Genomic DNA, 12,783 nt, shown 5'->3' on the forward strand with positions numbered 1-12,783 from the left:
TTGTTGCTCGATGGCGTGATCGACGCTACTCGCCAACATCGGCTGACGAAGCGACTATTCACTCGACTGGATGGCATATTCCATGGGGGTCTTCCGCCCCGGGGTGACGACAGTGTAGGGTCCGGCCACTCATCGGCGGGGGCGCCCTCTCGGGCCGCCCCCGTGCCGATCAGCGCGCGTAGTCCTTCGCGAGGTCCGCGATGAACTGCCGTGACTGCTCCACGTTCAGGGCCTGGGCCCGCAGGTGCTCGTACATCACGCTGTACTTCTGGACGTCGTTCGCCTTCTCCAGGTACAGGTCGCTGGTCACGCCCTCGATGTAGACGACGCTGGAGTCGGCCGCGTCGGGGAACTCCAGGATCGCGTACTGGCCGTTCAGACCCGGGTGCGCGCCCATGTCGAAGGGGATCACCTGGACGGTGACGTGCGGCAGTTGGGACTGCTCCACGAGGTACTCGAGCTGCTCGCGCATGACCGAGCGGTTGCCGACGGCGCGGCGCAGGGCCGCCTCGTCGAGGACGGTCCACAGGCGCAGCGGGTTGTCGGGGGCGGAGATTCGTTCCTGCCGCTTCATCCGCACCTGGACGCGCTTGTCGATGTCGGCGGGAGCGGTCTCCGGCAGCGCCCCCGCGATCAGGGCCTCGGCGTACTGCCGGGTCTGCAGCAGGCCCGGGACGACCTGGGGGTCGTACACGCGCAGGCTGGCGGCGTCGGTCTCCAGACCGATGTAGACGCTGTACGGGATGTCGCCGAAGGAGTGCCACCAGCCCTGCTGGCGCGAGTCCTTGGCCATCTGCATCAGCGAGTCGACGATCCGGTGGTCCTCGACCTCGTAGACTCCGCACAGGTCGCGGACGTCGCGCTGGCTGATACTGCGCCGGCCGTTCTCCAGCCGGCTGATCTTCGACTGGGACACGAGCAGGCGCTCGGCGACCTCTTCGGCCGTCATGCCCTTGAGTTCGCGGAGCCGCCGAAGCTCCTGGCCCAGCCGGCGCCGCCGGACGGTGGGATTGACACTTGACGCCACGGGACGTGCACCTCCGGCTGCGGGCCTGTACTTTGCGTATCTGCTGTTGAGCAGATTGCCACCAAGGTGCTTTCTACCGCTGGGAAACGGCGTATATGCGCCTGGTGGGCGCAAGTTCGCAGATTCGGCGTGTATACGTGCTCGTACGCCCGAGTCGACGGCCCGGCCGAACTCCGCTGACGGGTCGGCGAGATCGCGGCGGGTCGGGGACGGGCCTTCCCTCGCCCCGATGCGGTCGCGCGGGGCGCTGGGACCGTGTCGTCGTCCGGACGTACGGTCTCAGCCACCCCGCGCGAGCCGGCGGCTCCCGAACCGGATCATGGGGACTGCGGTGCGGCGCTGGTGTGGTGCGGCGGTGCGGGCGGTGCGGGTGCTGTGTGCCGCCGATGGTGCCGGCGGTGCGGGACGCGGGCCGTCGTGGGCCCGCGGCTCAGTGCGCCACGGCGCGCGCCATCGAACCATGGCGCGGTTGCATCGGAACACCGCGTGCGGTCTCCGGTGCGGTCCTGACGCCGGCGGTGGCCGGACGGCCTGCCGGTGCCGGGGTGCGGCGAGGCTGTGCGGCCACACCGCTCTGAACGTCCATCACGGCGTGCGCCACGAGGCCGCCCATGGGGTCGTGCCTGATCAGATCCCGCAGCCGGGAGCGGGACGAGCGTCCCTCGTTCCCCGGATACAGGTGCTTGCCGAGACCGACCGCGTGGGCCAGCGCGGCGAGCGCCGCGGTCCGCGGGTCCGGCGGTACGCCGGTGCGGATCGCGTTGTCCAGCCGGGTTCGGATCTCCCGGCTGATCTCCGTGTCCGTCGCTTGGTAGCGAGTCGTCGGAAGGACCCCGCACATCTGGCCGGCCACGGCATGGACCATGCCGCACCTCTCCAGATGCGAGAGGTAGGTCTGGCGGAGCCCCAGGCGGGGTCCGCCGATCCAGTTGACCGCGCGTACGGGTGCTCCGCGTCGGCGAAGGAGTTCCAACGCACAGTCCAGTGTTGGATCTCCGGTCGGCCGTGGCACCACCACGGCGATACGATCCCCGTCTGGGGCTATCCGTCCGGCCAGCGCCAGCTCCACTAGCTGTGCTCCGGCCAGACCGAGGTCGAGCGACTGCGGCTGCGCGGTGGTACCCGTGGCCGGGTCCAACGCCAGCAGCAGAAGCTCCTCCGGAATTGTTCTGCGGCTCTTGCCCATCCATGCCTCCCCGCGTGGATGAATGACAGGGTGACCCCTCTCACATTGGTCTGTCGAGAGCACGTGACCGGAATATGAGGGAACCGGCAGGTATGTCGTTCTCGTCTACCGCAAGGGTCGAGCCCTGGCACAGGACACTGGTACCTGGTTCGGGCAGCGGTGTCCGGGCGGCGGTTCAAGGGTTTGACGGTTCGTTTTCGGTGCGCGGAGGGCGCGCGCCGCATGGAGGAGGCATCGGTGGCGGGCGAGTCCCCCGACAGGTCGAAGCAGCACGAGTCGTCGGCGTCGTCGGCAGAAGCGACGCCGGCGAGCCCGGCATCGGTTCCGAGTCCGGCGCGGTCGGGCGCGCCGGCGTCGACCCAGAGCTCGGCTCCGGCCGACCCCCGGATGGCGATGGCCCGCGAGCGGGCCGCCACGGTACGGGTGGATCAGGCGACGGCCGTGTTCTCGACGAAGGCGCTCTCGGGCGAGAGCGCCCGCACGGCGGACGCCCCCGGTACGGCGGAGCCGGAGCGGGCCTCCGGGTCCGAGGCCGGCGACGCCGCGGCCGGTGACAAGAACGCCGAGGGCGACACCCGGCTGCGCGCCGCGGTGGCCGCGTGGGTCTCCGGGGCGGACGAGTCCGCTCCGGCGGACACGGCCGGATCCGAGGGCTCCGAGGGCGGCGCCGGCTCGGCGGACGACGACGGCCCCGAGGGCGCCGACGACGCCACGGCCTCCGACGACGACGCCTCCGACGAGGCCTCCGACGCCGACGGGTCGGACGCGGAAGCGGACAGCGCGGTCGCGGACACGGACCACGCGGAGCCGGCCGACGCGGCCGAGGGTGACGACGAGCCGGGCGAGCCCGGGGACTCCGCGCGGGCCGAGAGCGCGTCCGAGGCGCCCGCGGCGTCCGGCACGGCGTCCGACGCGGCGTCCGGCACGGACGAGGGGGCCGCCGAACCCGCCGACGGCGCCACCGACGAGAAGCCCGAGTCCGGCCGGGAGCCGCAGGCCGAACCCGAAGCCGCCTCCGGCGAGACACCCGCGGACGAGGAGGACGAACCCGCCTCCGCGACCGCCGCCGAGGACGAGCCCGCCCCCGCGTCCGACGGCAAGCACGACGCCGAACCCGAACCCGAGGACGAGCGCGACGGCGACGAGGAGTCCTCCGACGCCCTCGCGGACGCCCCCGCCGACGCGGTCCCGGACACGGTGTCCGACGAGCCCTCGGACGCGGTGCCGGACGAGCGCCGCGACACGGAGACCGGCGAGGACGCGGACTCGACGACCGGCAAGGACTCGGACGCGGACTCGAAGACCGGCAAGGGTTCCGCCGCCGAGCCCGCCGTCGATCAGCCCACCGCCGTCTTCAAGACCCCCCGGCGCCCGGCCGTGGACCAGCCCACCACCATGCTCAAGCTGGGCGACGCCACCCGTAAGCCCGCCGACCGCAAGCCCGCCGCCGAACCGACGGACGCCCCCGGCGCCAAGCCCGCGGACCCGTCCGCCGACAAGCCCGGCGCAAAGCCCGCCGACAAGCCCACCGGCGAGTCCGGTGCCAAGCCCGCCGGCACCCCCGCGCGCACCAGCAAGTTCGTCCCGCTCAACCGCCTCGACGACTTCCCGCCCCCGGCGCGCCCGAAGCCCGCGCCCGAGCCCTCCGCGAAGCCGGAGCGGACCGCGAAGCCCGGGCCGGCCGCCGCGCCCGCCTCCACCCCGAAGCCGGTCGACAGGCCCGCTGCGGCCACCGCGGCCATCCCGCAGGTGGGCCCCGAACGCACCACCCAGCTCCCGCTTCCGCCGAAGCCCCCGCTGGACCTGCTCGCCGAGCTGACGAACACCCCGCCGCCGCCGCAGACCCCGGTCCGCACGCTGGTACGGCGGGTCAAGATCTGGACGCCGCTGGTCCTGCTGCTCGTGGTGATCTTTGCAGTCGCGCAGGCCTTCCGCCCGCTGCCGGCCCCGACGCTCGCGCTCAGCGCCGACAGCACGTACACCTTCGGCGGCGGCAGCCTCGACCTGCCCTGGCCCGGTCAGGGACAGTCCGCGATCGAGGTGGACGGCGTCGGCAGCCTCGGCACCGACGGCAAGCAGACCCCCGCGCCCACCGCGAGCGTCGCCAAGATCATGACGGCGTACGTCATCCTTCAGGAGCACCCGCTGAAGGGGAACGAGGACGGCGAGAAGATCACCGTCGACCAGCAGGCCGAGGACGAGTCGAAGCTGCCGGACGAGTCGACCGCGGCGTTGTCCAAGGGCCAGCAGTTCACCGAGCGTCAGATGCTCCAGATGCTGATGATCCCCTCCGGCAACAACGTGGCGCGGCTGCTGGCCCGCTGGGACTCCGACGCCAAGACGTTCGTCACCAAGATGAACGCCGCGGCCAAGGACCTCGGCATGACGAACACCACGTACACGGACCCGAGCGGTCTGCAGAAGACGACGGTCAGCACGGCCACCGACCAGGTCAAACTGGCCAAGCAGGTCATGAAGAACGACGTGTTCCGCAGCGTCGTCGGGATGGCCAAGGCGGACATCCCCGGGCTGCCCAACCCGATCTACAACAACAACGACCTGCTGGTGCAGCAGGTCGGTGTGATCGGCCTGAAGACCGGTTCGTCGACGCCCGCGGGCGGCAACCTGGTGTGGGCCGCGACCAAGGTCGTGGACGGCAAGACCCAGACGATCTACGGCGCCGTCATGAACCAGAACGCCGGCACCGGCAAGGTCTGGGACAGCCTCCACCTGGCGATCACCAACAGCCAGAAGCTGATCGACAAGGTCCAGAAGAGCCTGGTCACCGCCACGGTGGTGAAGAAGGGCCAGGTCGTCGGCTACGTGGACGACCAGCTCGGCGGCCGCACCCCGGTCGTCGCCACCAAGAACATGACCGCGATCGGCTGGCCCGGCCTGAAGACGAACCTGAGCATCGGTCAGGGCAAGACGGCCGTCCCGCACAGCGGCGAGGCCGGCACGGTCGTCGGCGAGCTGAGGGTCGGCGACGGTTCCAGCGAGGCGGTACGGATCCCCGTCGCCCTCCAGTCGGACCTGGCCGAGCCCGGCTTCGGCGCGAAGGTGACCCGGGTCGGCTGAGCGCACACACGCGCCGATGACGTACGCGCGCACGCATCGGTGAGGTAGGGCGGGGAGCAGCACCCGCACCGCACACCGTCGGACGGTGCCCCACGCGGGGGCCGTCCGGCGGTGTGCGTGCTAGCGTCGCGCTAATCGGGGCTGCTCGCGAGCCGCGGGTCCCGGCCCAGAACGGACCAACGGGACAGCGGGAGAACCTTGCAGTGGCGACAGCGGAGCCGACACACGCCGACGACGCCGACGCGGGCCACGGAACGGGCCCGCGAATACCGCGCGTCGGCATCCAGGAAGCGGTGCGGGACGACGTAGTCGCGGGCGCGGGCGTGCAGGCGCGCCCGGCCGCGGACACACACGCGGACACGCACGCGGACGCGAGCGCGCGTACCGACACGGCCGAGGATCCGGACGGTGGCACCGCAGGGGCCCCGGACCGGAGCCCGGGTGGGAAGCCGGCGGGGAAGCCGGGCGGGTCCGAGTCCGCCGGAGGGCCCGCCGCGTCCGAGCCCGCCGGGGAGCCCGCAGGGTCCGAGCCCGACGACAGGCCCGCGGGAGACCCTGCCGCGTCCGAACCCGCAGACCCCGAACCCGCCGACCCCGAGACCGTCGTGACCGGACCGGTCGCCTCGGCCGGCTTCGCGCCGCTCGGTCTTCTGCGCCGCTACCCCGTCCTCCTCCTCACCGCCTTCGCCGGCGTGCTCCACATCGTGTGGTTCTTCACGTTCGCGAACAGTGGTGGCGACCTCGCGGCGCAGGACGCGTGGGCCGAGTTCGTCGGCCGGCACCCGGACTCGGCGTACAACCTCGCCTGGTACGGCGGGATGCACCCGGTCTCCTACAGCGTCGTGTCGCCGTACCTGATGTCGGTGCTCGGCGTCCGCACGACGATGATGATCGCCGGAACGCTCTCGGCCGGTCTGCTGACGCTGATCCTCGTGCGCAGCCGCGTCGTCCGGAACCCGATCGCCACCTCGCTCGCGGGCATCTTCGCGCTGGTCTGCAACGCGATCTCCGGCCGGGTGACGTACGGCCTCGGCACGGCGTTCGCGCTCGGCGCGGTCGCCGTCGTCTTCTGCTGGCCCCACCGCTGGCGCTACAAGCGCTGGGCGAAGGCCCTGTGCGCCGCGCCGCTGGCGGCGCTCGCGACGGCCGCCTCACCGGTCGCCGGACTGTTCGTGGGCCTGCTGGCGGCGGCCATGTTCCTCCAGCGGCGCCGCCCCGGCGCCTACGCCCTCGGCATCGCCCCGACGGTCGTGGTCGGGCTCTCGGCCCTGCTGTTCCCCTTCTCGGGCACCCAGCCGATGACGTTCTTCTCGGTCATCCTGCCGTTCGCGTCCGCCGCCGCGGTCTACTACGCGGTGCCCAAGGAGTGGACGACGGTACGGATCACCGCGGCGGTGTACGGCCTCGCGGTGCTCCTCGTCTGGCTGATCAGCTCCCAGATCGGCTCGAACATCACGCGCCTCGCGATGCTGTTCGCGGGAGTCGCGCTGACCGCCGCGCTGCCCTTCACCGTGCCGAAGTCGCGCAAGTGGTACACCACCGTCGTCGCCCTCGCCGTGTTCACCGGCTGGATCGGCTTCAAGACGGTCGACGACATCGTGCACACGACCCCGGCGGCGTCCTGGGCGCGCGAGCTGGCCCCGCTCGTCAACCAGCTCCAGCTCGTCGACGCCGAGAAGGGCCGCGTCGAGGTGGTCCCGGCCCGCTCGCACCGCGAGGCCTCCGCCCTCGCTCCCTACGTGAACCTGGCCCGCGGCTGGAACCGGCAGGCCGACATGGAGCGCAACCCGCTCTTCTACGACGACACGCTCAACTCCGCGAACTACCACGAGTGGCTCCAGCGCTGGGCCATCCGCTACGTCGTGCTGCCCAAGGGCGAGCCGGACGGCGACGGCGGCCAGCGCGAACGCGAACTCGTCCAGCGGGGCATGCCCTATCTGAAGCAGATCTGGGGCGACGCCAACTGGCAGCTCTTCACCGTCACCGACCCCACCCCGCTCGCCGAACCGCACGCCGTCGTCGACCTGGCCGAGCAGGGCGAGATGACCATCGAGGTGAAGCAGGCGGGCCGCATCCTCATCCGCATCCCGTACTCGCCGTGGCTGAGCATCGTCGACGAGGACGGCAAGAGCCTGAAGGCACCCCAGGAGACGCGGGCCTCGAAGCGCCGCACGGACGGCACCCCGAAGACGTACGAGAACCTCAACGGCTGTCTGATGCCCACGGAGGAGACTCCGGCGGGCGACACGTGGACGGAGCTGCTCGCCCCGAAGCCGGGCACCTACCGGCTCGCGGCGCCGTACCAGCTCCCTCGCGGTACACCGTGCCCGGAGGAGCTGCGCTGAGCGCTCCGCCACCCCGTAGGGACCTGTCCGGCCCGATCCGCCGGACGGGTTCCGGGGTCCCTGTGCCCTAGAACCGCTCGCCCTGGTACCGCTCGTCCTCGAACCGCTCGAACGGCCCGCAGTACGGCAGACCGGCCTCCTCCGGCCGTCCGTCGCGGAAGAAGCGCACGAGCAGGTCGCAGAAGTCCCGGGGCCGCTGGAGATGGGCCAGATGGCCGCACTCCGCGATCGTGGTGAACGACGCGCCCGGCAGGTCCGCCGCCACCGAGCGGACCATGTCGGGGGTGGTCAGCGTGTCGTGCTCGCCGGTGAACACGAGGTACGGGACGGCGGGGACGGGTGCCCGCCGGTACCACTCGTGGGCCAGCAGCCGCCGGTTCCGCTCGACCGTCACGGCGACGTCGCGCGGGGTCTGCGCCGCGAACTGCTGGTACATCAGCCGGGTCAGCGCGGCGTGCTTGCGTACGGTGCGGTCGCCGGGCGGCGGGACGAAGCACCGTACGAACTCCTCGGCGGTCTCCTCCACGCGCCCCTGCTCCAGGAGCCGGACCCAGCCCACGAGCGCCTCGGCGAACCAGCGCGGAATGTGGTCCGACATGCCCTGCACCGCGATCCGGCGCAGCAGTTCCGGATACCGCTGGGCGAGCCGGAGCCCGACCGCGGCGCCGTAGCAGCCCGCGAACAGGTTCACCGGGCCGAGGCCGAGCCCGCGCAGCATGTGGCCCGCGCACTCGGCCAGGAAGTCGATCCCGTGCTCGGCGGGCAGGAAGTCCGCGTCCCCGAATCCGGGCAGGTCCACGGTGACGACGGTTCCGAGCTCCCCGAGCCAGCGCTCGTGCCGCGTCCACGAGTACCGCGTCTGGTCCGACCCGCCGAGCACGAGCAGCGGCTCGGTGACGGGGGAGCCGTACCGGGCGACCCGGGCCGTGTACCCGTAGCCCTCCCACGTGAGCCGGTACTCCGCCACTTCCGTGGACGCCTCGCCTCCCTGCGCGGGGGCGAGAACGGGGACCGAGGAAGCGACAGAAGGCACAGCGAACTCCCGAGAGGGGACGAGACCACCGAAACTCCCCACTCGTACACGGCTCCCGGGTGCGGCGCCCGCAATGTCACACGAAGGTGGGCGCTGCACCGCACGAAGGTGGGCGTGGCGCGGCAGCCGTGCAACGCCCCGCCCCGCCCACCGGCATGTCCCGTCAGGTCACTTCACGGGGAAGGCCACGTCGCAGACCGGGTCCTGCGGTCCCGCCGCGTCCCAGTCGGCGAAGTAGATCTCCCGGCAGGGTCCGTCGACGGTCAGTCCGTGCTCGCCGACCCAGCTCTCGACCGCCTCGAAGGCGGCCAGGATCTGCGGGTGGGCGACCTGCGCCTTGCTGATGCGCACGAACGCGACGCGCCGGGCCGGCTCGACCCGTACCCCGGCCCCGGTGGCCCGGCCCTGCCGTTCGGCCCAGGCCCGTGCGGCGGCCTCGTCGGCGACCGGCACGCACGCCTCCGCCGGGCCGTCGCTCTCCACGCTCACCTCCGCGTGGTACACGACGAACGGCGGCCCCGTGACGCCGCCGGCCTCCCGGGCGCCCTCCTCCAGCCGCCCCAGCGAGCCGGGGATCCACACCGGCAGCTCCGGCGCCAGCACGTGCCGCTTCTCGGTCAGCACGACCTGCTCGGGCACCTCTGCGGTCTCGACGACGAACTTCTCGTACATCTCGGAACTCCTCCCGGAAAGACGTCCACGGAGGTAGTCGGCGAGCGCCCGCTGCGAGGCGAACCGGGCCTCGGCACCGTCCCAGTACGCGGTGAGCAGCCCGGCGGCTTCGGTGCCGCGCGCCTCCACCACGTCCGCGATCCGCGCCAGCGGCATGTCGAGCTGGCGCAGGAGTGCGACGAGCCGGGCCCGTTCGGTCTGCGCGGCCCGGTAGTAGCGGTAGCCGCTGACCTCGTCGACGTACGCCGGGGTCAGCAGCCCCAGCCGGTCGTACAGCCGCAGCGCCTTCGCCGAGAGCCGCGCCCGCGAGGCGAACGCGCCGATGGTGAGCAGGTCCTTGTCCACTCGGTCATCCTCCGTCACCGGGCGCCTTCCGCCCGGTGACAGGGACGCTCCCCCTTGCCCCAGGGGCAAGGTCAACAGCGGGACAGGGTTCAGCCGATGGCCTTCTCGACCGCCGAGACCAGCTCGGCCGCCTCGGGCTCGGTCTGCGGCGAGAAGCGTCCGACGACCGTGCCGTCGCGACCGATCAGGAACTTCTCGAAGTTCCAGCGGATGTCGCCGGAGTGCCCCTCGGCGTCGGCGGTGCCCACCAGACGCTCGTACAGCCCGTGCCGCGCGTCACCGTTCACCTCGACCTTCTCGGTCATCGGGAAGGTCACGCCGTAGGTCGCGGAGCAGAACTCGGCGATCTCCTCGGAGCTGCCGGGCTCCTGGCCGAGGAACTGGTTGCAGGGCACGCCGAGGACGGTGAAGTCCTGGCCGGCGTAGCGCTCCTGGAGCCGCTCCAGACCGGCGTACTGCGGGGTCAGCCCGCACTTGGAGGCGACGTTCACGATGAGGACGGCCTTGCCCGCGTACTGGGACAGGTCGGCGGAGCCCCCCTGGAGGGCGCCGATCTCGACGTCGAGCACGGAGGTACCGGTGTTGTCAGTAGTCATAAGCGGATGCTAACTCCGGTAGGTGACGCTTCCGCCGGTCCCGCCGCCGGGCTCCCCGGTCCCGTGCGGCGATTCCCGTGCGCCGGACAGGTCCTGGCGCTGCGCTGTGACGAGCACCTCACCGGCGGCCGTGCGCGAGTACAGCACCGACCGTCCCGCCCGGCGCCGCTCGACGAGCCGCGCGTCCAGCAGCACCCGCAGATGGCGGCCGACCGACCCGAGCCCCTGCCCGGTCACCGCGACGAGCTGGCTGGTGGACAGGGGGGAGTCGAGACGGACCAGGACCCCGGCCCGTGCCGTCCCGAGCAGCGCCCCCAGACTCTCCGGCACCACCGCGGCCGCCACGTCGGCCAGCGCGCCCGTGCACGGGTAGACCAGGGCGTAGCGCTCGTGCCCCTCCCAGGAGACCCAGCCGGCCTTCGGCGTGACGGGGACGAAGACGAGCTGGGCGCCGGAGATCTCGCGGGGCGGGTACTCGTGGAGGTTGACCTGGAGCCGGTTGCCGCCGAGCCAGCGCGTCCCGGGCCGCAGCCCGTCCAGCGCCGCCGCCCAGCCGCCCTGGCCGAGACGGGCCGTCCGCGCCACCACGTCGGCCTCGAGGACGCGCCGCCGCCGTTCCCAGTCGGGGCGTACGGACTCCTCCCACACGGCGGTGAGCAGCGCGGCGGCCCGCTCGGGCAGATCGTCCCGGTCCGCGAGGGCGGCGGGCAGCGGGCCGCCCACCGAGCGGGCCAGATGGCCGTGCGCGTCGTGGGGCGGGACGTCCCGCACCCGGGCGACCTCGGTCTCGAAGGTCTCGTCGCCGTAGGGGGTCGGGGTGAGGAAGTCGGCGATCCACGCCTGTCCGATCCCGCAGCGCACGAGGAGCGCGGTGACGGGGTCGGCGGCCAGCCGTTCGCGGTACGCCGGAAGGCGGGCGTCCAGCCAGGCGCGTTCACCGGGGTGTGCCGCGGTCTCCGAGTGCAGCAGCCTCAGGGCGGCGAACGTCTCGGCGAGCGGCGACAGCACGAAGCGGCTCCCGGCCAGGGTGTCGGCGTTCACCTGCCACCAGCCCACGCCGTCCCCTTCCGCCCCAGCCCCTGACGCCTCCCACCGCGGACGTCTCCTGCCCCGGGACGTTCCGTGCCCCTGACGTTTCGCGTCCCTGACGTTTCGCGTCTGTGCGAAAGAATATCGACCGCTCGTACGGCCCCGCAGACTCCGCGCATGCGCAGCTACTCCGAGCTCTTCCGCACGCGGGAGTTCACCCCGCTCTTCCTGTCCTCCTGTTTCCGGACCGCCGCCTCGACGGTGGGCGGTCTGGCCCTCGGCACCCTCGTGTACCGGGCCACCGACTCGCCGCTGCTCAGCGCGCTCAGCATGTTCGGGCCCTCGCTCGCCCAGATGATCGGCGCGGCCACCATGCTCTCGGCCGCCGACCGGCTGCCGCCGCGCGCGACCGTGGCGGGCATCGCGCTGCTGTTCGGGCTCGGCACGGCGGCCATGGCCGTGCCCGGTCTGCCGATCTGGGCGATCTTCGTCCTCCTCCTGTTCCTGGGTCTCGTCCAGTCCTTCGGCGGCGGGGTCCTGTGGGGCCTGCTCACCGAGATCCTCGCCAAGGAGGGCTATCTGCTGGGGCGTTCGGTGTTCAACATGATGAGCGGGATCGCCCAGATCACCGGATACGCGACCGGTGGCGTCCTCGTGGCCCTGCTGTCCCCGCGCGTCACGCTCCTCCTGGCGGCCGGGCTGTACCTGGCGGCCGCCCTGACCGCCCGGCTCGGCCTGACACCCCGTGCGCCGCGCGCCCTGGGCCGCCCGTCCGTCGCCCGGACCTGGAGCACGAACGCCCGCCTCTTCTCGTCCCCGGAGCGCCGCACCCTCTATCTCCTGCTCTGGGTGCCGAACGGCCTGGTCGTCGGGTGCGAATCGCTGTACGTGTCGTACGCGCCGAACCGGGCCGGCGCCCTGTTCGCCTTCGCGGCCCTCGGCATGTTCGTGGGAGACGTGACGACCGGACGTCTCCTGCCGCCCCGCGTCCGCGCCCGCCTGGGCATCCCGTTCCTGCTGCTCCTCGCGACGCCGTACCTCTTCTTCGTGCTGCGTCCGGGCGTGGCCGTGGCGGCCGCCCTCGCCGCGCTCGCCTCGATCGGCTTCGGGGCGAGCCTGATCCAGCAGGAACGCCTGGTGGCGCTCATCCCCGACGAACTCAGCGGCCACGCCCTCGGGCTCCACACGGCGGGCATGCTCACCATGCAGGGCGTGAGCGCGGCGCTGGCAGGCGGGATCGCCCAACTCGCCTCGCCCGCAGCGGCGATGGCGGTGATGGCCGCCGCGTCGATCGCCGTGACCCTGGCCCTGGCCCCCGGACTGCTGCGTCACCGCGCGGCGCGCCCGACGGGCCAACGCCCGGAGCCGTCCACGCCAAGGGGACAGCAATCCGAGGTGAACTCTCCCTGAACCGAAGGAAGTTGTGCGGCGGGCGTCACAACCCCCCTTCCTCCGCCGGTGTCGAACGGGAT

Annotated in this window: 9 protein-coding genes; 3 read left to right on the forward strand and 6 right to left on the reverse strand. The window is 72.4% G+C overall.

Features of this window, described 5'->3' with window-relative positions:
- Positions 1–169: 169 nt before the first annotated feature.
- Entirely contained in the window at positions 170–1,027 is an 858-nt protein-coding gene (locus ACZ4TO_RS27040; RefSeq protein ID WP_382791396.1) for a helix-turn-helix domain-containing protein, read from the reverse strand.
- Positions 1,028–1,457: 430 nt separating this feature from the next.
- A complete protein-coding gene (locus ACZ4TO_RS27045) occupies positions 1,458–2,213 on the reverse strand; it encodes a GOLPH3/VPS74 family protein (RefSeq protein ID WP_382791399.1) in 756 nt (251 codons plus the stop codon).
- A 393-nt stretch (positions 2,214–2,606) separates the two neighbouring features.
- Between ACZ4TO_RS27045 and ACZ4TO_RS27050 the strand changes: the two genes are divergently transcribed.
- Entirely contained in the window at positions 2,607–5,291 is a 2,685-nt protein-coding gene (locus ACZ4TO_RS27050) for a D-alanyl-D-alanine carboxypeptidase family protein (protein ID WP_468025422.1), read from the forward strand.
- A gap of 203 nt (positions 5,292–5,494) precedes the next feature.
- The gene (locus ACZ4TO_RS27055; protein WP_468025423.1) at positions 5,495–7,636 is read left to right on the forward strand and encodes an MFS transporter; all 2,142 of its coding nucleotides are present in this window, start codon (positions 5,495–5,497) and stop codon (positions 7,634–7,636) included.
- A 67-nt stretch (positions 7,637–7,703) separates the two neighbouring features.
- On the opposite strand, the gene ACZ4TO_RS27060 is transcribed toward ACZ4TO_RS27055, so the two are convergent.
- From ACZ4TO_RS27060 to ACZ4TO_RS27075, 4 genes are all read right to left on the reverse strand, one after another.
- Positions 7,704–8,669 (reverse strand): alpha/beta fold hydrolase, encoded by a 966-nt coding sequence (locus ACZ4TO_RS27060; RefSeq protein WP_468025424.1) that lies wholly within the window; start codon positions 8,667–8,669, stop codon positions 7,704–7,706.
- Between the two features lie 168 nt (positions 8,670–8,837).
- Entirely contained in the window at positions 8,838–9,686 is an 849-nt protein-coding gene (locus tag ACZ4TO_RS27065; RefSeq protein WP_468025425.1) for a MerR family transcriptional regulator, read from the reverse strand.
- A gap of 89 nt (positions 9,687–9,775) precedes the next feature.
- Positions 9,776–10,282, reverse strand: coding sequence for a glutathione peroxidase (locus ACZ4TO_RS27070; RefSeq protein WP_382791412.1), 507 nt, complete (start codon positions 10,280–10,282; stop codon positions 9,776–9,778).
- A 9-nt stretch (positions 10,283–10,291) separates the two neighbouring features.
- A complete protein-coding gene (locus ACZ4TO_RS27075; protein WP_468025426.1) occupies positions 10,292–11,338 on the reverse strand; it encodes an ArsR/SmtB family transcription factor in 1,047 nt (348 codons plus the stop codon).
- A gap of 150 nt (positions 11,339–11,488) precedes the next feature.
- Here ACZ4TO_RS27075 and ACZ4TO_RS27080 point away from each other — a divergent pair, with 150 nt between their 5' ends.
- Positions 11,489–12,721 (forward strand): MFS transporter, encoded by a 1,233-nt coding sequence (locus ACZ4TO_RS27080; RefSeq protein ID WP_468025427.1) that lies wholly within the window; start codon positions 11,489–11,491, stop codon positions 12,719–12,721.
- Positions 12,722–12,783 lie beyond the last annotated feature (62 nt).

The sequence above is a fragment of the Streptomyces sp. NPDC028298 genome (assembly GCF_055565895.1).

What these genes read in the sequence shown, in the direction of transcription:
- ACZ4TO_RS27070 (WP_382791412.1), bottom strand. Translation starts at nt 10,282, where the DNA reads ATGACTACTGACAACACCGGTACCTCCGTGCTCGACGTCGAGATCGGC.
- ACZ4TO_RS27080 (WP_468025427.1), top strand. Translation starts at nt 11,489, where the DNA reads ATGCGCAGCTACTCCGAGCTCTTCCGCACGCGGGAGTTCACCCCGCTC.
- ACZ4TO_RS27050 (WP_468025422.1), top strand. Translation starts at nt 2,607, where the DNA reads ATGGCCCGCGAGCGGGCCGCCACGGTACGGGTGGATCAGGCGACGGCC.
- ACZ4TO_RS27045 (WP_382791399.1), bottom strand. Translation starts at nt 2,213, where the DNA reads ATGGGCAAGAGCCGCAGAACAATTCCGGAGGAGCTTCTGCTGCTGGCG.